The organism is Amycolatopsis sp. NBC_01480 (assembly GCF_036227205.1).
GTDB lineage: Bacteria > Actinomycetota > Actinomycetes > Mycobacteriales > Pseudonocardiaceae > Amycolatopsis.
Genome location: NZ_CP109442.1, coordinates 4,213,899 through 4,236,887 on the forward strand (window position 1 = coordinate 4,213,899; position 22,989 = coordinate 4,236,887).

The 22,989-nt window shown below is 71.0% G+C and carries 19 protein-coding genes; 11 read left to right on the forward strand and 8 right to left on the reverse strand.

Annotated elements, in window-relative coordinates; genetic code table 11:
• Positions 1-1,938 carry a serine/threonine-protein kinase gene (locus tag OG371_RS20265; protein WP_442876172.1) on the reverse strand — a complete coding sequence of 646 codons (1,938 nt, stop codon included), beginning with the start codon at positions 1,936-1,938 and terminating at the stop codon, positions 1-3.
• A 191-nt stretch (positions 1,939-2,129) separates the two neighbouring features.
• On the opposite strand from OG371_RS20265, the gene OG371_RS20270 reads away from it, so the two are divergent.
• The 5 genes from OG371_RS20270 (at position 2,130) to OG371_RS20290 (ending at position 9,141) form a co-directional block, all read left to right on the forward strand.
• Positions 2,130-3,992: a methylmalonyl-CoA mutase family protein gene (locus tag OG371_RS20270; RefSeq protein ID WP_329071458.1), complete on the forward strand. Its 1,863-nt coding sequence runs from the start codon at positions 2,130-2,132 to the stop codon at positions 3,990-3,992.
• On the forward strand, positions 3,989-6,160 hold the full coding sequence (scpA, locus tag OG371_RS20275) for a methylmalonyl-CoA mutase (protein ID WP_329071459.1): 2,172 nt from the start codon (positions 3,989-3,991) through the stop codon (positions 6,158-6,160). Before OG371_RS20270 ends, scpA begins: the two co-directional genes overlap by 4 nt.
• Before the next feature lie 3 nt (positions 6,161-6,163).
• Complete coding sequence (meaB, locus tag OG371_RS20280) at positions 6,164-7,159, forward strand: methylmalonyl Co-A mutase-associated GTPase MeaB (protein ID WP_329071461.1); 996 nt, start codon at positions 6,164-6,166, stop codon at positions 7,157-7,159.
• A gap of 151 nt (positions 7,160-7,310) precedes the next feature.
• The gene (locus tag OG371_RS20285) at positions 7,311-7,646 is read left to right on the forward strand and encodes a hypothetical protein (protein ID WP_329071463.1); all 336 of its coding nucleotides are present in this window, start codon (positions 7,311-7,313) and stop codon (positions 7,644-7,646) included.
• 193 nt (positions 7,647-7,839) lie between these two features.
• Positions 7,840-9,141, forward strand: coding sequence for an amidohydrolase (locus OG371_RS20290; RefSeq protein WP_329071465.1), 1,302 nt, complete (start codon positions 7,840-7,842; stop codon positions 9,139-9,141).
• A 788-nt stretch (positions 9,142-9,929) separates the two neighbouring features.
• On the opposite strand, the gene OG371_RS20295 is transcribed toward OG371_RS20290, so the two are convergent.
• Complete coding sequence (locus OG371_RS20295; protein ID WP_218156927.1) at positions 9,930-10,382, reverse strand: gamma-glutamylcyclotransferase; 453 nt, start codon at positions 10,380-10,382, stop codon at positions 9,930-9,932.
• A 128-nt stretch (positions 10,383-10,510) separates the two neighbouring features.
• Between OG371_RS20295 and OG371_RS20300 the strand changes: the two genes are divergently transcribed.
• The 5 genes from OG371_RS20300 to OG371_RS20320 all read left to right on the forward strand — a co-directional run bounded on the left by OG371_RS20300 (position 10,511) and on the right by OG371_RS20320 (position 14,986).
• A complete protein-coding gene (locus OG371_RS20300) occupies positions 10,511-11,914 on the forward strand; it encodes an NAD(P)H-quinone dehydrogenase (RefSeq protein WP_091624231.1) in 1,404 nt (467 codons plus the stop codon).
• A 90-nt stretch (positions 11,915-12,004) separates the two neighbouring features.
• The gene (locus tag OG371_RS20305) at positions 12,005-12,466 is read left to right on the forward strand and encodes a hypothetical protein (protein WP_329071468.1); all 462 of its coding nucleotides are present in this window, start codon (positions 12,005-12,007) and stop codon (positions 12,464-12,466) included.
• 206 nt (positions 12,467-12,672) lie between these two features.
• A complete protein-coding gene (locus tag OG371_RS20310; RefSeq protein WP_329071471.1) occupies positions 12,673-13,197 on the forward strand; it encodes a hypothetical protein in 525 nt (174 codons plus the stop codon).
• A gap of 281 nt (positions 13,198-13,478) precedes the next feature.
• A complete protein-coding gene (locus OG371_RS20315; protein WP_329071473.1) occupies positions 13,479-14,081 on the forward strand; it encodes a class F sortase in 603 nt (200 codons plus the stop codon).
• 98 nt (positions 14,082-14,179) lie between these two features.
• Complete coding sequence (locus OG371_RS20320; protein WP_329071475.1) at positions 14,180-14,986, forward strand: VOC family protein; 807 nt, start codon at positions 14,180-14,182, stop codon at positions 14,984-14,986.
• A 76-nt stretch (positions 14,987-15,062) separates the two neighbouring features.
• On the opposite strand, the gene OG371_RS20325 is transcribed toward OG371_RS20320, so the two are convergent.
• From OG371_RS20325 to OG371_RS20335, 3 genes are all read right to left on the reverse strand, one after another.
• Positions 15,063-15,842, reverse strand: a complete 780-nt coding sequence (locus OG371_RS20325) for a polysaccharide lyase family 7 protein (RefSeq protein ID WP_329071477.1) — start codon at positions 15,840-15,842, stop codon at positions 15,063-15,065.
• A gap of 276 nt (positions 15,843-16,118) precedes the next feature.
• Entirely contained in the window at positions 16,119-17,627 is a 1,509-nt protein-coding gene (gene glpK, locus OG371_RS20330; RefSeq protein ID WP_329071480.1) for a glycerol kinase GlpK, read from the reverse strand.
• A 32-nt stretch (positions 17,628-17,659) separates the two neighbouring features.
• On the reverse strand, positions 17,660-18,406 hold the full coding sequence (locus OG371_RS20335; RefSeq protein ID WP_329071482.1) for an MIP/aquaporin family protein: 747 nt from the start codon (positions 18,404-18,406) through the stop codon (positions 17,660-17,662).
• Positions 18,407-18,640: 234 nt separating this feature from the next.
• Here OG371_RS20335 and OG371_RS20340 point away from each other — a divergent pair, with 234 nt between their 5' ends.
• Entirely contained in the window at positions 18,641-20,380 is a 1,740-nt protein-coding gene (locus OG371_RS20340) for a glycerol-3-phosphate dehydrogenase/oxidase (RefSeq protein WP_329071484.1), read from the forward strand.
• Between the two features lie 126 nt (positions 20,381-20,506).
• Here the strand turns inward: OG371_RS20340 and OG371_RS20345 are convergent, their stop codons facing one another.
• The 3 genes from OG371_RS20345 to OG371_RS20355 are packed head-to-tail and all read right to left on the reverse strand — an operon-like array spanning position 20,507 to position 22,923.
• Complete coding sequence (locus OG371_RS20345) at positions 20,507-21,037, reverse strand: GNAT family N-acetyltransferase (RefSeq protein WP_329071486.1); 531 nt, start codon at positions 21,035-21,037, stop codon at positions 20,507-20,509.
• A 27-nt stretch (positions 21,038-21,064) separates the two neighbouring features.
• Positions 21,065-21,682, reverse strand: a complete 618-nt coding sequence (locus tag OG371_RS20350) for a response regulator transcription factor (protein ID WP_329071488.1) — start codon at positions 21,680-21,682, stop codon at positions 21,065-21,067.
• Positions 21,679-22,923, reverse strand: a complete 1,245-nt coding sequence (locus tag OG371_RS20355) for a sensor histidine kinase (RefSeq protein WP_329071490.1) — start codon at positions 22,921-22,923, stop codon at positions 21,679-21,681. The genes OG371_RS20350 and OG371_RS20355 overlap by 4 nt, the downstream gene beginning before the upstream one ends.
• Between the last annotated feature and the right edge of the window lie 66 nt (positions 22,924-22,989).

Genomic DNA, 22,989 nt, shown 5'->3' on the forward strand with positions numbered 1-22,989 from the left:
TCAGGGGGAGGAAAGCACCAGCGTCGGCGCGATCTGCTGGAACGTCGTGATCGCCGTGTCTTCCTGCTCCGCGGGCACGGTCAGCGACAGCACCCACAGGTTGTCCCCGTCCTGCCGCAACGCCGCGAACGTCGCGCGGGTGACCGGTGTCGGCTCCTGCTGCCGGCTGGGCGTGGCGTGCTCGACGTTGCGGTAGGTCAGCTCCGTGCCCGCGGGCGTGCCGGTGGGCTCCTTGGCGATGGTGAACGAGTCCGGGCCGTACGTCAGCGACAGGTTCTTGACGTAGTCGTTGATCTCGTGCGATGCGAAGTAACCGGGGAATCGCTCCAGCCGCAGCGACTGACGGCCGTCCGGCGAGACGTACTGGACGACGGTCGAGGGCCCCAGCTGGCTGGTGCGCCCGGCGACGAACCGCTTCCAGCCGTCCGGGACCGACACCGTGTACTCGCTGTCCGGCGTCGGGTTCGCGGTGTCGCTCGCGTCGCCCTTCTGCGGCACCAGCTTCAGCGGCTCCTGCGGCACCGTGGTCGCCGGGGGGCCGAGGCTGCCCGACGGGGTGCCCTCGGGCGGCAGCAGATCCTGCCCGCTGACCACCCGGGCCAGTGCGAACCCGCCGCCGCCGGCGACCAGGAACAGCAGCACCGCGGCCAGCACCAGCACCACGGACGCGGCGGCCCCGCGACGGGCGGGCGCGGACACCGGCGCCGGGACGGCGGCCGGGGGCTGGGCCGCGGTGCCGGAAGTTCCCGGGCCGTACGCCCCACCGCCGGGGCCGTACACCCCGGAGCCGGACGATCCCGTGCCCGCGGTTCCGAGATTGGACAGCGCCGCGCCGAGCGAGGCCATGCCGGACGTCCCGGAACCGGCTCCGGATACCCCAGCCCCGGATACCCCAGCCCCGGACACCCCGGCGCCGGATGCCCCAGGGCCGAAAGACCCGGAGGCACCGGACGATCCGCGCAGGAACGGCAGCGGCCCGGGGTCGGCGGCCAGCTCGGTGCTGGCCGCGGCCTTCGGCTCGGCTTCGCCGTCCGGCGTGACGGTCTTGATCACCTGCGTGTCGGTGGCGTCGAGGTGCGCCGACGTCTTCTTCCCGTCCGGCGTGCGGAACAGCTCCGGCCCGAACAGGTCCAGCGCCGTCTTGCCCTGCAACGGGTACAGCCGGTGGCGCACCTCGCGCAGCGAGATCCGCTTCTCCGGCTCCTTTTTCATCAGCGCGCTGATGACGGCGGCCAGCGGCCCGGGGTTCGGCTTGGGCACCTTGCCGTTGACGACCTTGCCGACCGTCTCCAGCGGGTCGCCGTCCGCGTCGTACGGCGGGGCGCCCTGCGCGGCGGCGAACAGCGTGGCGCCGAGGCCCCACAGGTCCGCGTTGGGCGTGACCGCACCGCCGGACGCGACCTCGGGCGCGATGTACGCGGGGGAGCCGAGCATGATCCCGGTGCGCGTCATCGTCGCCTCGGAGACGTTGCGCGCGATGCCGAAGTCGGTGAGCTTGATCCGCCCGTCGCCGGCCACCAGCACGTTGCCCGGCTTGACGTCGCGGTGCGTGATGCCCGCCGCGTGCGCCGCCTCCAGCGCCGCGGCGACCGCGATGCCGACGGCGGCCGCCTGCTCCACGTTCAGCGGGCCGTGGTCGCGCAGGATGTGCGCCAGGCTGCGCGAGGGCAGCAGCTCCATGACCACGAACGGCTCGTTGTTGTCGCGGGCCACGTCGTGCAGGATGATCACGTTCGGGTGAGAGAGCACGGCGATGGCGCGCGCCTCGCGCAGCGTCCGCTCGCGCAGCTCGTCGGCCTGGGCCGCGGGCACGCCCGGCGGCAGCTTCATCTCCTTGACCGCGACCGGCCGGTGCAGGAACTCGTCGTACGCGGACCAGACGGTGCCCATGGAGCCGGCCCCGAGCACCGACCGCAGGCGGTACCGGCCGGCGACCACTCGCGAGGTCTCGCGGGAAGAGGATTCGCTCGAGGACGACACCCCCTGATTGTGTCGTAAGGCACCGACAGTCTTCGACTCAGTGGGGGTGTCCAGCCCTTCCGGCCCAAATCGGGGGTACCCCTGGATACTTCCGGCAGGCGACTAGAGTCACAGGTGCCGGGACTGGCGTGCCTCTACCATCACTGGGTATGACGAACGTGGCTGGCCCGGAGTCAGTGCCGAGCCCCGAGCTTTCCCTCGCCGCCGAGTTCCCGGCGCCCGAGCGGGAACAGTGGCAGGAGCTGGTGGCCGGCGTCCTGCGCAAGAGCGGGCGCCTGCCGGAGGACTTCGACGGCGCCCCCGAGAGCAAGCTCGTCACCCGCACGTACGACGGCATCGAGATCCAGCCGCTCTACACCCGTGACGACACCGCCGGAGACCTCGGTTTCCCCGGACTGCCACCGTTCGTCCGCGGCGCGAAGCCCGAAGGCGTCGTCAGCACCGGCTGGGACGTGCGCGTCCGCCATGCCGGCTCCGATCCGAAGGTCGTCAACGCCGCCGTGCTCGCCGATCTCGAGGGCGGCGCCTCCTCCGTGTGGCTGCGGCTCGGCGAGGGCGCGCTGCCGGTGACCGCGCTGGCCGAGGCGCTGAACGAGGTCTACGTCGACCTCGCGCCCGTGGTGCTGGACGCCGGCACCGAGTACGAGGCCGCGGCGCAGGCGCTGCTGGACGTGTTCGCCGAGCGGGAGATCCCGGCCAGCGCGGCGGTCGGCACGCTGGGCGCGGACCCGATCGGCGTGACGGCGCGGACCGGCGAGGCCCAGCCCGTCGCCCCGGCGGCCGAGCTGGCCGCGCGCGTGGCCGCGAAGTACCCGAAGCTGCGCACGCTCGTCGCGAACGGCCTGCCGTTCCACGAAGCGGGCGGGTCCGACGCGCAGGAGCTGGGCGCCACCATCGCCGTCGGCGTCGCGTACCTGCGCGCGCTCACCGAAGCGGGCCTGGACGTCGACACCGCCGCGGCGCAGCTGGAGTTCCGGCTGGCCGCGACCGCCGACCAGTTCCTCACCATCGCCAAGTTCCGCGCGGCCCGGCGCCTGTGGGACCGCGTGCTCGAGGTCTCCGGGGCCAAGCCGGCCGCGCGCGGCATGCACCAGCACGCCGTCACCTCGCCCGCGATGCTGACCCAGCGTGACCCGTGGGTGAACATGCTGCGCACCACCGTCGCGTGCTTCGGCGCGGGAATCGGCGGTGCGGACGCCGTCACGGTGCTGCCGTTCGACTCCGCGATCGGCCGGCCGGACGCGTTCTCCTCGCGGATCGCCCGCAACACCAACGCCGTGCTGCTGGAGGAGTCCCGGCTCGGCGGCGTGATCGACCCGGCGGGCGGCTCCTGGTACGTCGAGAAGCTGACCGACGAGCTGGCGAACGCCGCGTGGGCCGAGTTCACCGCGATCGAGGCCGCCGGCGGGGCCGAGGCCGAGCTGGCCTCCGGCGCGCTGGCCGGACGGCTCGCCGCGACCTGGGAGAAGCGCGCGCAGCGCCTGGCCACCCGCCGCGACCCGATCACCGGCGTCAGCGAATTTCCCAACCTGACCGAGAAACCCGTGCAACGTGAGGCTTCTCATCTGTCTACTGAGGACGGTGGACTGCCACGCCACCGTTACGCAGAACGGTTCGAGAAGCTCCGTGACGGGTCCGACGCGTACCTGGCGGCGAAAGGCGAGCGGCCGAAGGTCTTCCTCGCCACGCTCGGCCCGGTCGCCGCGCACACCACGCGCGCCGGGTTCGCCGCGAACCTGTTCGCCGCGGGCGGGATCGAGGTGGTCAACCCGGGCGCGACCGACGACCTGCCCGGCGCGTTCGCCAAGAGCGGCGCGACGATCGCCTGCATCTGCGGCACGGACGCCGCGTACGAGGAGCAGGCCGCCGACGTCGCCGCGTCACTCGGCGCCGAATCCGTGCTGCTGGCCGGAAAAGGCCGCTACGACGGCGTGAGCGGCAACATCTTCGCCGGCTGCGACGCGCTCGAAATCCTGACCGGCATCCACGCACAGCTGGGAGTGTCCGCATGACTGTCCCGAATTTCGCCGACGTCCCGCTCGGCACGCCCGAGCCGGCCGGCCGCGCCGCGTGGGCGCAGGCCGTGCAGGACGCCACCGGCAAGGGGCCGGACGCGCTGGCCTGGGAGACGCCCGAGGGCATCGGCGTGAAGCCGGTGTACACCTCCGACGATCTGTCCGATGTGGACTTCCTGGGCACGTACCCGGGCATCGCGCCCTACCTGCGCGGGCCGTACCCGACGATGTACGTGAACCAGCCGTGGACGATCCGCCAGTACGCCGGGTTCTCCACCGCCGAGGAGTCCAACGCCTTCTACCGCCGCAACCTCGCGGCCGGGCAGAAGGGTTTGTCGGTCGCCTTCGACCTGGCCACCCACCGCGGTTACGACTCGGACCACCCGCGCGTGTCCGGCGACGTCGGCATGGCCGGCGTGGCGATCGACTCGATCTACGACATGCGCCAGCTCTTCGACGGCATCCCGCTGGACAAGATGTCCGTGTCGATGACCATGAACGGCGCCGTGCTGCCGGTGCTCGCGCTGTACGTCGTCGCGGCCGAGGAGCAGGGGGTGAAGCCGGAGCAGCTCGCGGGGACCATCCAGAACGACATCCTCAAGGAGTTCATGGTCCGCAACACCTACATCTACCCGCCCCAGCCGTCCATGCGGATCATCTCCGACATCTTCGGCTACACCTCGCTGCACATGCCGAAGTACAACTCCATCTCGATCTCCGGCTACCACATGCAGGAGGCCGGGGCGACCGCCGACCTGGAGCTGGCGTACACGCTCGCGGACGGCGTCGAGTACATCCGCGCGGGGGTCGACGCCGGGCTGGACGTGGACAAGTTCGCGCCGCGGCTGTCGTTCTTCTGGGCGATCGGGATGAACTTCTTCATGGAGGTCGCGAAACTGCGCGCGGCCCGGCTGTTGTGGGCGAAGCTGGTCAAGCAGTTCGACCCGAAGTCGCAGAAGTCCTTGTCACTGCGGACGCACTCGCAGACTTCGGGCTGGTCGCTGACCGCGCAGGACGTCTACAACAACGTCACCCGCACCTGCGTCGAGGCGATGGCCGCGACCCAGGGGCACACACAGTCGTTGCACACCAACGCTCTTGACGAGGCGCTGGCCCTGCCCACCGACTTCTCCGCGCGCATCGCCCGCAACACACAGCTGTTGCTGCAGCAGGAATCCGGCACCACCCGCGTGATCGACCCGTGGGGCGGCAGCGCTTTCGTCGAGAAGCTGACCTACGACCTGGCGCGCAAGGCGTGGGGCCACATCACCGAGGTCGAGGGCGCGGGCGGCATGGCGCGCGCGATCGACGAGGGCATTCCCAAGCTGCGCATCGAGGAGGCGGCCGCGCGCACCCAGGCGCGGATCGACTCCGGCCGTCAGCCCGTGATCGGCGTGAACAAGTACCAGGTCACCGGGGACGAAGAGCAGATCGACGTGCTCAAGGTCGACAACGCGGGCGTGCGCGCGCAGCAGCTGGAGAAGCTGCGGCGGCTGCGCGAGGAGCGCGACCCCCAGGCCACTGAGGACGCGTTGCGCCGGCTGACCGAGGGCGCGCAGAACGGCGGCAACCTGTTCGCGCTGGCCATCGACGCGGCCAGGGCCAAGGCCACCGTCGGCGAGATCTCCGACTCGCTGGAGAAGATCTGGGGCCGCCACTCCGGCCAGATCCGCACGATCTCCGGGGTGTACCGGGAAGAGGTGGGGAAGTCGGACAACGTCGAGAAGGCCCGTGAGCTGGTCGCGAAATTCGCCGAGGACGAGGGCCGCCGCCCGCGCATCCTGGTCGCGAAGATGGGCCAGGACGGGCACGACCGCGGCCAGAAGGTGATCGCCACCGGCTTCGCCGACATCGGCTTCGACGTCGACGTCGGCCCGCTGTTCTCCACCCCGGAAGAGGTCGCGCGGCAGGCCTCGGAGGCCGACGTGCACGTGATCGGTGTGTCCTCGCTGGCCGCCGGGCACCTTTCGCTGGTGCCCGCGCTGCGCCACGAGCTGGCCGAGCTGGGCCGCGAGGACATCATGGTCGTGGTCGGCGGCGTCATCCCGCCGCAGGACTACGACGAGCTGCGCGCCGCCGGCGCCGCGGCCATCTTCGGGCCGGGCACGGTGATCGCGGACGCCGCGATCGGCCTGCTCGAGCAGCTGGCCAAGCAGGAGTCCTGAGCCTTGCCGCGCAAGATCGACGTCGCCGCGTACGCGAAGGGCGTCCTCGCCGGTGACCGCGGCACGCTGTCCAAAGCGATCACGCTGGTCGAGTCCCAGCGCGCCGACCACCGGGCGCGGGCGCAGGAGCTGCTGGTCGAGCTGCTGCCGCACGCCGGGGGCGCGCAGCGGGTCGGCATCACCGGCGTGCCCGGGGTCGGCAAGTCGACTTTCATCGACCAGCTGGGCACGGACCTGACCGGGGCCGGGCACCAGGTCGCGGTGCTGGCCGTCGACCCGTCGTCCACCCGCACCGGCGGCTCGATCCTCGGCGACAAGACCCGTATGGCGCGGCTCGCGGTGGACGACCGCGCGTTCATCCGCCCGTCGCCGACGTCCGGCACGCTCGGCGGCGTCGCCCGGGCCACGCGCGAGACGATCGTGCTGATGGAGGCCGCGGGCTTCGACGTGGTGCTGGTGGAGACCGTCGGCGTAGGACAGTCCGAAGTGGCCGTGGCCAACATGGTCGACTGCTTCCTGTTCCTCACCCTGGCGCGCACCGGCGACCAGCTGCAGGGCATCAAGAAGGGCGTGCTGGAGCTGGCCGACGTCATCGCCGTCAACAAGGCCGACGGGTCGCACGAGAAAGACGCGAAACGGGCGGCGCGGGAGCTTTCGGGCGCATTGCGGATGATCTACGGCCGGGACGCGCCGTGGACGCCGCCGGTGCTGACCTGCAGCGCGCTCGAAGCGACCGGCCTCGACCAGGTGTGGGCCGAGATCGGCCGGCACCGCGACCAGCTCACCGAGTCCGGCGAGCTGGCGGCCCGGCGCCGTCAGCAGCAGGTCGACTGGACCTGGTCGATGGTCCGCGAGCAGCTGCTCGACCGCCTGACCTCGCACCCCGGCGTCAAATCGCTGGTCAGCGAGCTGGAACGCGCGGTGCGCGCGGGCGAGCTGACGCCCACGCTGGCCGCCGGCCGGATCCTGGACGCCTTTGCCACGCCGACCGGGGATTGAACCGCTCCGCCGGACGGTGGACGGCGAACGACCGTCCGGCGGCGCCCGGCGGTCGGCGACGGGGGCCGAGCGGGGAGTCTCCACCGCGTGGCGGCTGACGCGGCGGCCGTTCGGCGGGCACAATGCCCTGCAGTGCCGTAGAAGGGAAGTCATGGCGAAGGTGCGGGGTCTGCTGCTGGTGGGGCTGCTGGGCGTGCTGTTGCTTTGTGCGCCGCCCGCGCAGGCGGTTGTGGTCGTGCCCGCCGAGGCCGTGACAGTGCCGGCGAGGGCCGCCGTGAGCGCGGAATCGCTGCTCATCGCGCCGCGGCAGGTGCAGCCGGGGCCGGTGATCGACCCGGCGCAGACCGACGCCGCGAACGCCGCCAAGACCAGGAACAAGCTGATCGCGGGCGGGGTCGCCGTGGTGCTGCTGGCGATCGTCTTCTTCGGACGGCGGTCCCGCGCCAAGAAGCGCAAGAAGAGCAAGGACCAGGCCGCGGGCAAGTAGCGCTTTCCGTTCGCCCTGACCGAATTCCGGCAAGCCGTTCAACGCAGATCCGGTACCGGCCGTCTCGGACGGCCGCCGGCGGCGCGACTGTTGCCACCTGCATGGTGCACGATCGTCTGCAGATGCGTAAGACTGCAACGATCGGCACGCTGCGTGACCCCTGGGCCACCCGTGTTGCGGGAGGAGGCGCGGCGTGACTGTGCTTGATTCACGACCGGACGTTCCAGGCGACCCCCAGGGTCCTATTGCCAACCCGAACGAGGTGCCCGCCGCGCTGATCACCGAAGCCGGGGTCAGCATGGCACCCGTGGAGGATTTCGGCGCGGGTCGCGGACCGTTCTGGCTGGACGACTGGCTGCGGGCCAACGCCACCGACGTGCTGGCCTGGCGCCGCCACATCCACGCCCACCCGGAGCTGTCGCGGCACGAGTTCGCGACCACCGAGCTGGTCGTCTCGCTGCTGCGCACGGTCGGCCTGAAGCCGTGGGTGCTGCCCGGCGGCACCGGCGTGGTGTGCGACATCGGCAGGGGCGAGCGCTGTGTGGCCCTGCGCGCGGACATGGACGCGCTGCCGCTCACCGAGGACACCGGCCTGCCGTTCGCCTCGACCACCGAGGGCGCCGCGCACATGTGCGGCCACGACGCGCACACCGCGATCCTGCTGGGCGCGGCCCGCGCGCTGGCCGGCGCCCCGGAGCTGCCCGGCCGTGTGCGGCTGATCTTCCAGGCCGCCGAGGAGGTCATGCCCGGCGGCGCGCTGGACATGGTCGCGGCCGGCGCCCTCGACGGCGTCGAGCGGATCTACGGCCTGCACTGCGACCCGCGGCTGGAGGTCGGCAAGGTCGGCACCCGGGTGGGCCCGCTGACGTCCGCGGCCGACCTGATCGAGCTGCGCCTCACCTCGCCCGGCGGGCACACCTCGCGCCCGCACCTGACCGCCGACCTGGTGTACGCGCTCGGCACGGTGATCACCTCGCTGCCCTCGGTGCTCTCACGCCGGGTCGACCCGCGCTCGGGCACCGTGCTGGTGTGGGGCGCCGTGCACGCCGGCCAGGCCGCGAACGCCGTGCCGCAGGACGGTGTCCTGCGGGGCACGCTGCGCACCGCCGACCACGAGGTGTGGAAGCAGCTGGAACCGCTGGTCGCGGCCTCGGTGGAATCGCTCCTGGCGCCCACCGGCGTCGGCTTCTCGCTGGACTACCGCCGCGGCGTCCCCCCGGTCGTCTCCGACCAGGAGTCGACCACGCTGATGCGCGCCGGCGTCGAGGCCGCCATCGGCGAGCAGGGCCTGGCCGGTACCGAGCAGTCCTCGGGCGGCGAGGACTTCGGCTGGTACCTGGAACACGTCCAGGGCGCCTTCGCCCGCCTCGGCGTCTGGCCCGGCCCCCCGGCCCTCCAGTCCGACATCCACCGCCCGACGTTCATCCTCGACGAGCGCGCTTTGCTGGTCGGAGTTCGGACACTGGTGCATACGGCATTGGCCACGCTGGCCTGACCCTTCCGGCCGCGGCCACTGTGCCGCGCCGAGTCCGTCAAGGACTCCTTACCTGCGTTGGACGCGGGTAAGGAGTCCTTGACGGCGATTCCGGCACGCAGGGTGGAGCACCCCGCCGATCGGTGACGGTTGATGGCAACCAGAGCGTGTCTGAGAAAGCTGGTCTCGCGGCTGCCGAGGTGTACGTCTCGCGGCTGCCCGAGGTGTAGCGGATGACGCTTCCGCTGCGCTGAGCGCCGTGAAAGCGTCATTCACTACACCGAGCGCTGGGACCGGCGCGCGGCGGGGTTGCGAGCGGGCCCCGGAGCCGGGCCTCCGGCGAGGCCTCAAGCCGTGGTTGAGCACTGTCCGCGACCTGCGTCGCCCCGCGGTTATCCACACACCTGTCCACAGCCTGCCCGGCCATCCCGGCCCAGGTTGTCCACAGGTGACCCTCGCCTGTGGACAACTCCGGTGGGTGATTTCCGCCTCTATCCCCAGTCTTGTGGGCGGCCATTTCACCCGGTCTCGTGACGCATGATCACGACCGTGGATGATCTATTCACCCCGGGTGATTTCCCGCCCCCGCAAGACCCCTCGAAGACGAGCCAAACACGGCCGATTTCCCTTGCACCCCAACGAATCCCACAGCCACGAGCGCAAGGGAACAAGATCCGCGGAAGCCCCGACCCAACACTCGCGACAAAACCGGGCCCGAACCTTGTGTCCGACCCAATCCCGTTAATGGTGAACGCTGTTCATGATGCCCTGGTCGGCGGCCTGCGCCACCGAGTTATCCACAGGCTGGGTCAGCCGGTGATCCCGGAGCACGGCCGGGTGCGCAGGTCATCCACATAGTCGGCCGGGGCGCCGGCGGCCTCGGCGGCGTCGGCCAGCACGCCGAGGTAACGGGCCGACGGGAGGCCGCCCTCGTAGGCGTCCAGGACGTACAGCCAGGGCAGTACCGAGCCGTCCATGGTCTGCACCCGGAGCCGGAGCTTGGTGTGCATGCCCAGCTCGCCGCCCTCCCACCGGTCGAGGCGTTCCTCGTCCAGCGGGGTGACGTCGTAGATCACCACGAACACGCGTGAGCCGGCGTCTTCGACGATGGTGGCCAGCGCGCCTTCCCAGCCCAGGTCCTCACCGCCGAAGGTCAGCCGCCAGCCTTCCAGCCAGCCGGTGGTGGCCATCGGCGAGTGCGGGGCGCGCTCCAGCATCTGGGCGGGCTCCATGTTGGATCCGTAAGCGGCATACAACGGCACGGGCGACAGCCTAGCGACCCACCCGCCACCCGAGCGGAAGCACGTGCCGTGTCCGGCCACTCAGTATTACCGGCGCCCCTCCGCGTACGGTTAGAGCACCGCAAGCTCGGCCGCTAGGAGGACTTCAGGTGACCAGGATCGTGATCATGGGCGGGGGCCCGGCAGGTTACGAGGCCGCTTTGGTCGCCGCGCAACACGGCGCGGACGTGACGATCGTCGAGCGGGACGGGCTCGGCGGCGCGTGTGTCCTCTACGACTGCGTGCCCTCGAAGACGTTCATCGCCTCCTCCGGCGCGCTGGCCAAGATGCACGACCTCGGCGAGCTGGGCATCAACACCGACATGGCAGACACGAGCGTCGACCTGCCGACCGTGCACGGCCGGGTGAAGGGGCTCGCGCTCGCGCAGTCCGCGGACATCCGGGCGCGGGTGCAGCGCGAGGGCGTGCGCGTGGTCATCGGCGAAGCGCGCTTCTGCGACGACGAGCCGGGCCTGGCCACGCACAAGGTCGCGGTCACGCACACGGACGGCACCACGGAGGCGCTGAACGCCGACGTCGTGCTGATCGCCACCGGCGCCACCCCGCGGGTGCTGCCCGGCGCCGTGCCCGACGGCGAGCGGATCCTCGACTGGCGCCAGCTCTACGACCTGAGCGAGCTGCCCGAGCACCTCGCCGTGATCGGCTCCGGCGTGACCGGCGCCGAGTTCGCCTCGGCGTACACCGAGATGGGTGTCAAGGTCACCGTGATCTCCAGCCGCGACCGCGTGCTGCCGCACGAGGATGCCGACGCGGCCGCCGTGCTGGAGGAGGTCTTTTCCCAGCGGGGCACCACCGTCGCGAAGCACGCCCGCGCGGAGCGGGTGGAGCGCACGGACAAGGGCGTCGCCGTCCACCTCGCCGACGGCCGCGTGATCGAGGCCAGCCACGCGCTGATGACCGTGGGCTCGATCCCCAACACGGCCGACGTCGGCCTCGACCGGGTCGGCATCGAGCCCGGCCCCGGCGGGTTCATCACCGTGGACCGCGTCTCGCGCACGAGCGTGCCCGGCATCTACGCCGCGGGCGACTGCACCGGCCTGCTGATGCTCGCGTCGGTGGCCAGCATGCAGGGCCGCATCGCGATGTGGCACGCGCTGGGCGAAGGCGTCGCGCCGATCAAGCTCAAGACCGTGGCCGCGAACGTGTTCACGCACCCGGAGATCGCGACCGTCGGCATCAGCCAGCACGCGATCGACTCCGGCGAGGTGCCCGCGCGCACGATCATGCTGCCGCTGGCGACCAACGCCCGGGCCAAGATGGAAGGCCTGCGCCGCGGTTTCGTGAAGCTCTTCTGCCGCCCCGCCACCGGGGTGGTGGTCGGCGGCGTCGTGGTGGCGCCGTCGGCGAGCGAGCTGATTCTGCCGATCGCGCTCGCGGTGCAGAACCAGCTGACCGTGGACCACCTGGCGCTGACCTTCTCGGTGTACCCGTCGCTGTCCGGGTCGATCACCGAGGCGGGCCGCCAGCTCATGCGCCACGACGATCTGGACTGAATCTCCCGGCGCGGGCAACCCAGTCCAGGAGCCCCGCGTCTTGCTCGGTGACAGGTGCGATGGCTGGACTGCGGGACAAGGGGCACGAGGGTGCGCAAGAGGGCGGTTTTCGTTGCGGTGGCGGCAATCGGGGCGGCCGCGGTGGCCGGTCCGGCGACGGCGGCGACCGGCGGGGCGGCTCCGGCCCAGCCCGCTGCGGCGGTGTCGGTCCAGCTGAACCAGGACACGGCGGGCCAGCAGACGCTGAACAAGTTCCAGCGCGGTGACGACAACGTCGCGCTCGCCCAGTGCCCCGGCGCGAAGGCGGGCGCCACCTCGTTCAGCTCGCCGGTGCTGACGTTCGCGAACTACTACTTCGGCCCGTTCATCGGGGTGGAGGCCACGGTGAGCGCCAACGCGCGGTTGGTGCCGGGCACGCCCGCGGGCAGCTACCAGCTCACGGTGAACTGCGGCGGGAAGCCGTACAGCGCGAAGTTCACCGTCCCGGACGCGCAGGTCGCCAAGGTGCCCGCGGGTGCCGCGAAAGCGGGCGACGGAAGCCTCGCCGAATAGCCGCGCCGAACGAGCAAGAGCCGCCGGGAATCCGTTCCCGGCGGCTCTTTCGTTTTTCTCCGGACCGGCTGGCAACCCCGGTACCAGCCGAGACGTCTTGAGGGTATCGGAGGAAAAAGCATCCGGACGGCAGGGGGAACTGCGCGGCGGGGTGCGGGGATCTCCGTGTCGGGATATCGGGAAGAATTCATTCATCGGGGTAAATCATGAAGCGTATTGTTGTTTTTTCGTCCGTACTGGCCGCGGGCATGCTCATCGCGGCACCGGCGTTCGCCGCCGGCAGCACCAGCACCCCCACCGCGCCGCCGACCTCGTCGACGGGCACGCCCACCACTTCCCCGACGGGCACGCCGACCAGTGCCCCGACGGACGACAACAACGCGGGCGTCCCGAAGGCGTTCCTGCGGCTGCTGCCGGCGGCGGGCCGTCCCGGCGCGCACGTCGCGGTTCGCGTGGGCTGCGAGGCGGGCTACATCGAGAAGCTGAGCTCACCCGTGCTGGACTTCGGGAAGCTGACCGCCGGCCCGCAGGACAACCCGGCGGTCGCGCCGGTCTCGACGGGCACGGCGACGGTGAAGAAGAACGCGAAGCCGGGCACGTACACCGCGTCCTACGAATGCGGTGGCGCGAAGATCACGTCGAAGTTCACCGTGCTGCCCGCGAAGCAGGTCGTGAAGGTCCCCGCGGGCGCTCCGCAGACCGGCGGCAGCGACGGCTACGTCGTCGATTGAAGAGCGGGGAGCCAGGCCACGGCTTCGGCTCCGCACAGCGCTGACGAGTTCCCAGCGGCGGCCGCCATGGGCGTGCTGGCCCTCGGCAGTGCCGGAATCGCGTTGCTGCGCAACAAGATCCGTCGTTGACGGGTGAACTGCCGCCCGGTCGCGGGCCTGGCGCCGGAGGGGTGCGCCGGGCCCGCGACCGGGACGGTGCCGCGTGGCCCGCGCGGCAGCAGGCAAGCCGGGGCTGGTTGGCTGGGGCCGTTCCACTCGGCTTCGGAGCTGGAGGGGGAGACATGATCAGGAAGTCGTTCGCCGCGGTGGCGCTCGGGGCGGCCCTGCTGCTCGGCGGGTGCGGCGCGGGGCCGGGGACCGCGCAGGCGCCGCCGGCCACGCCGGTGCAGGCCGCGGCCCCGTCGACGGCCGCGGCGGAGCTGCCCAAGTCGGACCCGGTTTCGCTGGACATCCCGAGCATCGGGGCGCATTCGTCGCTGGTGCCGCTCGGGCTGAACGCCGACAACACCGTCCAGGTGCCGCCGGTCAGCACCCCGCTGCAGGCCGGCTGGTACAAGTTCGGGCCGACGCCGGGGGAGACCGGCCCGGCCGTGGTGCTGGGCCACGTCGACGGCAACAAGCACAAGGGCATCTTCTACCGGCTCAAGGAAATGAAGCCCGGCGACGAGGTCGCGATCGCGCGCCAGGACGGCACCACCGCGCACTTCAAGGTGACCAAGGTGGACGAGGTCCCCAAGGACGTCTTCCCGAGCGACGCGGTCTACGGCGACACCGCCGGCCCGGAACTGCGCCTGATCACCTGTGGTGGCGTGTTCGACCACTCCTCGCACAACTACGTGGACAACATCATCGTCTACGCGGCACTGGTCGCCGACGGTCACTGATCGCACCACGTACGTGGTAGTTCGGCTCGAAGCCGCGTTTTGTCGGTGCCCGGTGCGAGACTGTGGTCACCGACACAATCGACGGGCAGGAGAGGCGAATGTTGTTCCGAGACGAGCGCTGGGCGGACGGCACGCCGTGCTGGGTGGACTTGATGGTGCCCGACCGGGCGAAGGCCGTGGAGTTCTACCAGGGCCTGCTGGGCTGGCAGGTCGAGGTCGGCGGGGCCGACACGGGGTTCTACGGCATGGCGGCGGTGGCCGGGCGCCCGGTCGCGGGCGTGGGGGAGATACCGCCGGGCCAGGAGGGCATGCCACCCGCGTGGACGACGTACCTCGCTGTGTCCGATGTGGACAAGGCCGTGGCGGCCGTCACCGAGGCCGGTGGCACCGTGCTGGCGCCGCCGATGGACGTGATGAGCGCGGGCCGGATGGCGATCGCGCAGGACCCGGCCGGTGCCGTCTTCGGGCTGTGGCAGGCGGGTGACCATTACGGCACGCAGGTGCTCGACGCCCCCGGCGCGACGGCCTGGAACGAGTGCATGAGCCGGGACTTCGCCGCCGCGAAATCCTTCTACGGCGACGTTTTCGGCTACGGATTCGGTGACATGTCCGGCGGTGGCTTCGTTTACGCGACGCTGGACCTCTCCGGCCGTCCGGTGGGCGGGCTGGGACAGCTGCCCGCGGAGGCGCCGGCGGACGTCCCGTCGAGCTGGGTGACGTACTTCTGGGTGGCCGATGCGGACGCCTCCGCCGCGCGGATCACCGAGCTGGGCGGTCAGGTCGTGGAGCCGCCGGTCGACACGCCGCACGGCCGCATGGTGGCGGCAGTGGACAACCAGGGCGTGTCGTTCCGGCTGATGATGCCGAACGAGCAGTCCGGCAAGCCCGCGGGCTGGGAGGGCTGACGGGCCGGGCCGGCTGACGGTGAACGGCTGAGGCGGGAGCAGGGTGCGCCGGACTGTCCGGCGCACCCGGTCCCATTCAGCTGTGGGAAAGCGAGAGCGAATAGAAATGCACTAGCGCGCCCACCGAAGAACTGCTTCCGCTGGTCTGGTCGTAGTCACCCGCTTTGAAATACATCGGGTAGCTCTTGAACGAAGACGGCAGCGGCCAGGTCGTGTTCTTGCCGTTCACGGTGAGCCCGAGTGTGTTGCCGCCGGTGAGGCTGATCGTGTAGGACCATTGGGTGCCGAGCGGCACGTTCCCGACCTTGTGCTGGTCCTGGCCGCCGTCCGGGCCGCGCTCGACGCCCATCTTGATGTCGCCGTTCTGGTAGTAGTACAGCTCCACCACCGGCTTGGTCGAGCCGCTGCCCTCGGCGAGGTGGATCTGGCCGACGCACACGTGGTCGGGCACCTCGCTGACCTTCACGGTGGCGTTGAGCTTGTGCGTGCCGGGCACGCTCCAGCTCGCCGCGCCGCCCGAGGACGTCATCTCGCGCAGCTCGGAGCGCGAGTAGTTCGAATTCGGTGTGGTGACGCCGTTTTCCGGGTCCCAGAAGGTCATGGAGCCGTCGCCGGAGTCGGTGTAGAAGTACTTGTCCTGGAAGCCGCCCTTCAATTTCGAGGGCGAGATGGTGTCGGGGCTGCCCGGCGAGCCGGTGGGCTCCTGCAGCTCCCAGAGGGACAGGTTGAAGTTGCTGCCCGGAGGGGAGCCCGGATCGAGCGAGGCCGCCGAAGCGGGGACGCCCTGAACGGCCAGCGCACCGACGACCACGGCCGTGGAGCACGCGAGCACCCGGGCCACGCGAATGGTGGACATAATTCTCCTGTGGGGGAGGGAGAGTGAGCGGTTTCTGCCGTGTTCCGGATCACGTTGCCGACCAGTGTGTGTGGTCTGAACCAAAAAGGTCAAGGGATGGACGCTGATTTTCCGGCCCGGAAATGGGAGCTGTCACATAGGTGAACTGTCATTCATCGGACTGAATAAAAATCGGGTGTTTCGGGCGAAATCCCGGCGGCCCGGGGAAAAGCAAAAGGCCCCGCGCTCACCCGGTCGGGGGTGTGCGCGGGGCCCTGCCTTCAGCTTGTGCGGGGCTCAGTCCTCGACCCAGTCGAAGGTCTTGGTCACGGCCTTCTTCCAGTTGCGGTACTCGGACTCGCGCCGGGCCTCGTCCATCGACGGGTCCCACTGCTTGTCCTGCGCCCAGTTGGTGCGGATGTCGTCCTCCGACTCCCAGAAGCCGACGGCCAGCCCGGCGGCGTACGCGGCGCCCAGTGCGGTCGTCTCGGCGACCACCGGCCGGATGACCGGCACGCCGAGGATGTCGGCCTGGAACTGCATCAGCAGTTCGTTCACGACCATGCCGCCGTCGACCTTCAGTGATTTGAGCGGCACGCCGGAGTCGGCGTTCATCGCGTCGATCACCTCACGCGACTGGAACGCCGTGGCCTCCAGCACCGCGCGCGCCAGGTGGCCCTTGTTGACGAACCGGGTGAGCCCGACGATCGCGCCGCGCGCGTCGGAGCGCCAGTACGGCGCGAACAGGCCGGAGAACGCCGGCACGAAGTACGCGCCGCCGTTGTCCTCCACCGTGCGGGCGTACTCCTCGACCTGCGCCGCGTTCGTGAGCAGGCCCAGGTTGTCGCGCAGCCACTGCACCAGCGAACCGGTGACCGCGATGGAGCCCTCCAGCGCGTACACCGTGTCGTTGGAGCCGATCTTGTAACAGACGGTGGTGAGCAGGCCGTTGTCCGACATGACCTTCTCGGTGCCGGTGTTGAGCAGCACGAAGTTGCCGGTGCCGTAGGTGTTCTTGGCCTCGCCGGGGGAGAGGCAGGCCTGGCCGAACGTCGCCGCCTGCTGGTCGCCGAGGATGCCCGCGATCGGCACGCCGGCGAGCGCGCCCCGCTCGCGGACCTTGCCGTACTCCTCCGAAGAAGACCGGATCTCCGGCAGCATCGACAGCGGGATGCCCATCTCGGCGGCGATGCCCTCGTCCCACTGGAGCGTGTCGAGGTCCATCAGCAGGGTGCGCGAGGCGTTGGTCGGGTCGGTGACGTGGATGCCGCCGTCGACCCCGCCGGTCATGTTCCACAGCACCCAGGTGTCCATGTTGCCGAAGATCAGGTCACCGGCTTCGGCCTTCGCGCGGGCGCCTTCGACGTTGTCGAGGATCCACTTGACCTTCGGGCCGGAGAAGTAGGTCGCCAGCGGCAGCCCGACCTTCTGGCGGTACCGCTCCTGGCCGCCGCCGAGTGCGCCCAGCTCGGCGACGATCTTGTCGGTGCGGGTGTCCTGCCAGACGATCGCGTTGTACACCGGCTTGCCGGTGTGGCGGTCCCACACCAGCGCCGTCTCGCGCTGGTTGGTGATGCCGACGGCGGCGATGTCGCTCGGCTTCAGATCGGCCTTCGCCAGCGCGCCCGCGGCGACGGCGCGCGTGTTCTCCCAGATCTCTTCGGCGTTGTGCTCGACCCAGCCCGCCTTGGGGAAGATCTGCTCGTGCTCACGCTGGTCGACGGCGACCACCCGGCCGGAGTGGTCGAAGATCATGCAGCGGGTCGACGTGGTGCCCTGGTCGATCGCGGCTACGTACGAGGTCATAGGTTTCGCTCCGGAAGGCTCGGCGGTCGGGGTCAGGTCAGGTTGTGCACGGCGAGGTACAGCAGCGCGGCCAGCGCGCCGCCGACCAGCGGGCCGAGGACGGGGATCCACGAGTAGCCCCAGTTCCCGTCGCGCTTGTTCTTGATCGGCAGGATGAAGGCGTAGGCGATGCGCGGCCCGAGGTCACGCGCCGGGTTGATGGCGTAGCCGGTCGGCCCGCCGAGCGAGATGCCGATGACCAAGACCACAAAGGACACACCCGCGTAGCCGAGCGCGGAGTTGCCGAAGTTCGGCGTGCCGCCGCTCGTGGCGTACACCGGGCTCAGCAGGATCCACGCGACCAGCACGAAGGTGCCGATGATCTCGGTCACCAGGTTCCACACCTTGTTCGGGATCTGCGGGGCGGTGGAGAAGATGCCCAGCGTCTCGGCGGGCTCGGGGTGGTCGTCGAACTGCAGCTTGTACACCGCCCAGCACAGCACCGCGCCGAGGATGGCGCCGACCATCTGGCCGAGGATGTAATACGGCACGTCGGCCCACGGCGTCTTGCCCGATATGGCGAGCCCGAGGGTGACGGCGGGGTTCAGGTGCGCGCCGCTCGGCGCGGCGATGCTGGCGCCCGCGAACACACCGAAGGCCCAGCCGAAAGTGATGAACAGCGTCCCGGCGCCATGGCCGTTGTTCTTTCGCAGCACGTGGTTGGCCACGACGCCGTTACCCAAGAGGATCAGCACTGCCGTACCCAGCAGCTCCCAGATGAAAATCGCTCCGGCACTCAAGCTCGTTACCTCCACACTGGACACTCTGCGCAGGGTCGATCACTCGGTGCCACGGCATCGTCGCCGACCCAGATCGGCTGGACGCTACCCGTGCGTACAAGATCATTCCAGGCGCCGAGTGCATCAATGTCACCAAGATCTTGGAGGGTTACGCCACACGTGTCACACCGAGGGGAGCGCGCCGTCACCGGGCCGTGCGATGCTGGACTCCGGTAGCACGAGGAGGAGTGACTGGTGACGAGTTCTCAGCACGAAGCCGATCAAACCGCGGCCCGGCTGGGCCCGCTCCGCCGGGAAGAGACCTGGGCTCGCCTCGGCAAGGAGACCTTCGACCTGGTGGTCATAGGCGGCGGCGTGGTCGGTGCCGGAACCGCGCTCGACGCGGCCACCCGCGGCCTGCGAGTGGCGCTGGTCGAGGCCCGCGATCTCGCTTCCGGCACGTCCAGCCGGTCGAGCAAGCTCTTCCACGGCGGGCTGCGGTACCTGGAGCAGCTCGAGTTCGGGCTGGTCCGCGAGGCGCTGCACGAGCGCGAGCTGATGCTGACGAAGCTGGCGCCGCACCTGGTGAAGCCGGTGAGCTTCCTGTACCCGCTGACCCACCGCGTGTGGGAGCGGCCGTACACCGCGGCCGGGCTGCTGATGTACGACACGATGGGCGGCGCCCGGTCGGTGCCCGGGCAGAAGCACCTCACCCGCGCGGGTGCCCTTCGGATGGTTCCGGCGCTGAAGCGCTCGTCGCTGATCGGCGGCATCCGGTACTACGATGCGCAATCCGACGACGCCCGCCACACCATGACCGTCGCCCGCACCGCCGCGCACTACGGCGCCGTCGTGCGCACGTCGACGCAGGTGGTCGGGTTCCTGCACGAGGCCGACCGGATCTCCGGGGTGCGCGTGCGCGACGTCGAGGACGGGCGGGAGACGGAGATCCAGGCCGGCGCGGTGATCAACTGCACCGGTGTGTGGACCGACGAGCTGCAGCGCCTTTCCGGCGGCCGCGGCCGGTTCCGCGTCCGCGCGAGCAAGGGCGTGCACATCGTCGTGCCGCGCGACCGGATCGTCTCGGAGTCGGGGCTGATCCTGCGCACGGAGAAGTCGGTGCTGTTCGTGATCCCGTGGCGCAACCACTGGATCGTCGGCACCACGGACACCGACTGGAACCTCGACCTGGCGCACCCCGCGGCCACGAAGCACGACATCGACTACATCCTCGAGCACGTCAACACGGTGCTGGCCACCCCGCTTTCGCACGACGACATCGAGGGTGTGTACGCCGGGCTCCGGCCGCTGCTGGCGGGGGAGAGCGAGGAGACCTCGAAGCTCTCGCGCGAGCACGCCGTCGCGCGGGTGGCGCCGGGCCTGGTCGCGATCGCGGGCGGCAAGTACACGACGTACCGGGTGATGGCGGCCGACGCCGTCGACGCCGCCGTGGTGGACCTGCCCGGCCGCCCGCCGTCGTCCATCACGGACAAGGTGCCGCTGATCGGCGCCGACGGCTACCACGCGCTGGTCAACCAGGCCGACCACCTGGCCTCCGAGCACGGGCTGCACCCGTACCGCGTGCGGCACCTGCTCGACCGCTACGGCTCGCTGGTGCACGAGGTGCTGGCCCTGGCCGACGGACGGCCGGAGCTGCTCAAGCCGATCGAGTCGGCGCCGGACTACCTCGGCGTCGAGGTCGTGTACGCGGCCACCCACGAGGGCGCGCTGCACCTCGAGGACGTGCTCGCCCGCCGCACGCGCATCTCCATCGAGTACGCCCACCGCGGCGTCGACTGCGCGAAGCAGGTCGCGCAGCTGGTCGGCGAGGTGCTCGGCTGGTCGGCGGAGACGGTCGAGCGCGAGGTCGAGGTCTACACCGCGCGCGTGCAGGCCGAGAAGGAGTCGCAGTCGCAGGCCACGGACGATCTGGCGGACGCCCTGCGCGCCGCCGCGCCCGAGGCCCGGGCGGGCATCATCGAGCCCGTCAGTTAGCCGGCCCGGCCCCCAGAGCTGATGCAGCGGATGACGCTTTCCCCGCGCTGAGCGAGGCCGAAGCGTCATCCGCTGCGTTCGTCCGAGCCGGGCGGAGCGGTGCGGGCGGAGCCGGGCGGAGCGGCGTCAGGCCTTGCGGATCCAGCGGATCAGGGGCTCGCCGGACGGCGACGGGTCGCGTTCCGGCCCGACGAGCGTGAAGCCGCACCGGGCCGCGATGGCCGCGGAGGCGACGTTGCTCTCCTCGTACCGGTAGCTGATCTCCTGGAGGCCGAGCCCGCCGAAGCCGTAACGCAGGGCCGCGGCGAGCGCCGTCGCCGCGATGCCCTTGCCTCGCTCGTCAGGGTGAGTCCAGACGGACGCTTCGGCGGTGTCGAAGGTGAGGTCCAGCTCGCGCAGCCCGACCTCGCCGAGCAGCCGCCCGGTCGTCGGCTCCGCGACGGCCCAAGAACAGCGCTCGTCGCACGCCCACTGCGCGGCGCGCAGCGCGATGTACTCGGTGGCTTCGTCGAGCGTCCGCAGCCGGTAGTTCAGCACGTACCGCCGGTGCGCCGGGTCGGCGAAGGCCTCCATCAACGCGGTCCGGTCGTCGAGGTGCCGGTCCGCCCGCAGCTGGCGCAGGTAGTACGCGCCCGCGTTGATCTCCACGGGTTCCACGCCACCAGCGTAACCGCGCGCGAGCGGTCAGAGGAGATCCCGCCGGTAGGCCTCGGCCACCGCGGCGGCGCGGTCGTTCACGCCGAGCTTCGCGTACGCGTGCAGCAGATGGGTTTTCACGCTCGCCTCGCTGACGAACAGCCGGCGCGCGGCCGCCGCGTTGGTCGAGCCCTCCGCGACCAGGCGCAGGACTTCCAGCTCCCGCGGCGTCAGGTCTTTCGCCGGGGTCCGGCGCAGCGGGGCCATCAGCCGGGCCGCGACGCTCGGCGCGAGCACGGACTCGCCGCGGGCGGCCGCGCGGACGGCCCGCAGCAGGTCCGCCACCGGCGCGTCCTTCAGCAGGTAACCGGTCGCGCCGGCCTCGATGGCGGGCAGCACGTCGGAATCGGAGTCGTACGTCGTGAGCACCAGCACCCGCACCGCCGGATGCTCGACCGCCAGCCGCCGGATCGCGCCGACGCCGTCGAGCTCCGGCATCCGCAGGTCCATCAGGACCACGTCGGGATGGTGGCGCGCGACGAAGGCCAGCGCCTCGGCGCCGGTGGCGGCCTCGCCGGCCACCTCGATGTCGGGCTCGCCCTGGAGCGCGCCGCGCAGGCCGTCGCGGACTACCGGGTGGTCGTCGGTGAGCAGGACGCGGATCACGGGTCTTTCACCAGGGGGATCGCCGGGACCTGCACGTTCACCGCGGTGCCCTCGCCGGGCGCGGACTCGATCGCCAGCGTGCCCGCGACCCGCTGCACGCGCTGGCGCATCGCCTGGAGGCCGAAGCCCGTGCCGTCGCCGCGGGCGGGTTCGCCGGGGGTGAAGCCGGTGCCGTCGTCGCGGACGTCGAGCAGCACCACGTCGTCGGCGTAGGTCAGCGTGACGCCGATCCGCGACGCCCGCGCGTGTTTTTCCGCATTTGCCAAGGCTTCCTGCGCGACGCGGTACAGCGTCACTTCAAGCTCCGGCAGCAGCGGGCGCGCTTCGCCGGAGGTTTCCGCCGCTACAGCAACACCGGAGGTATCCGTGACGCGCCGCGCCAGGTCCGCCAGCGCCTCCGGCAGCCGCGAGTCCGCGAGGGGTTCGGGCCGCAGGGCCTGCACGGCGCGGCGCGCCTCGGTGAGACTGTCCTTCGCCAGCGTGTGGACCTGGGTCAGATGCCGTTCCCGCGAGGCTTCGGAGGGGGCTCGGCCGGCAGCCTGAAGCTGGGTGACGATGCCGGTGAGGCCCTGCGCCAGGGTGTCGTGGATTTCGCGCGCCATCCGCTGGCGCTCGTCGAGCACGCCGGCCTCGCGCGCTTGGGTCAGCAGCTGGGCGTGGAGACCGGCGTTCTCCTCCAGCGCGGTTTCCAGCCGGGCGTTGGACTTGGCCAGTTCGGCGTTGGCGCGCTTGCGTTTGTCGTTCTCCACGCCCACGAACCAGGCGACGAAGAGCATCGGGCCGATCACCGACACCACGACCACCCAGGCCGGTGTGCTGGCGTCCGGGCCCCAGCCGCCGCGGGCCATCATCGGGACCATCGCCGTGGCGGTGACCGCGAAGATGCTCCACCGGGCGGTGAAGATCGAGAAGGCGATCGGGTAGCCGACGGACGCGAAGGCGGTGAACGTCTCCACCCGCGAGCCCAGCACCCAGGCCCCGGCGAGCAGGCCGAGGAAGAACAGCGCAGGGAGCCACGGCCGCCGATACCGGCGGGGGAACAGCGGGACGATGCCGAGGATCCACACGGCGTTGACCGCGACGAAAACCAGGGTGAGCCGCCACTGGGCGGGGTCGCCGTGCGGCAGCGCGGCGGCGATGATCGTGCAGATGCCGAGCCCGGTCAGGCCCACCCCGGCGAGGATCCGCCCGCCGAGCCGTTCGGCCCGCGGGTCTACCTCGCCCGGCCGGAGACCCATCATGAACCGATTCTCGCAGGCTCGGGCGCGCACGGGAGTCCGTCGATCGTCCGCGGCATCCACCGATCG

Bases quoted from the DNA above. Each gene is read 5' to 3' on its own strand.
- OG371_RS20270 (WP_329071458.1), top strand. From the start codon at position 2,130: ATGACGAACGTGGCTGGCCCGGAGTCAGTGCCGAGCCCCGAGCTTTCC.
- scpA (WP_329071459.1), top strand. From the start codon at position 3,989: ATGACTGTCCCGAATTTCGCCGACGTCCCGCTCGGCACGCCCGAGCCG.
- OG371_RS20285 (WP_329071463.1), top strand. From the start codon at position 7,311: ATGGCGAAGGTGCGGGGTCTGCTGCTGGTGGGGCTGCTGGGCGTGCTG.
- OG371_RS20310 (WP_329071471.1), top strand. From the start codon at position 12,673: ATGAAGCGTATTGTTGTTTTTTCGTCCGTACTGGCCGCGGGCATGCTC.
- OG371_RS20315 (WP_329071473.1), top strand. From the start codon at position 13,479: ATGATCAGGAAGTCGTTCGCCGCGGTGGCGCTCGGGGCGGCCCTGCTG.
- OG371_RS20320 (WP_329071475.1), top strand. From the start codon at position 14,180: ATGTTGTTCCGAGACGAGCGCTGGGCGGACGGCACGCCGTGCTGGGTG.
- OG371_RS20325 (WP_329071477.1), bottom strand. From the start codon at position 15,842: ATGTCCACCATTCGCGTGGCCCGGGTGCTCGCGTGCTCCACGGCCGTG.
- glpK (WP_329071480.1), bottom strand. From the start codon at position 17,627: ATGACCTCGTACGTAGCCGCGATCGACCAGGGCACCACGTCGACCCGC.
- OG371_RS20355 (WP_329071490.1), bottom strand. From the start codon at position 22,923: ATGATGGGTCTCCGGCCGGGCGAGGTAGACCCGCGGGCCGAACGGCTC.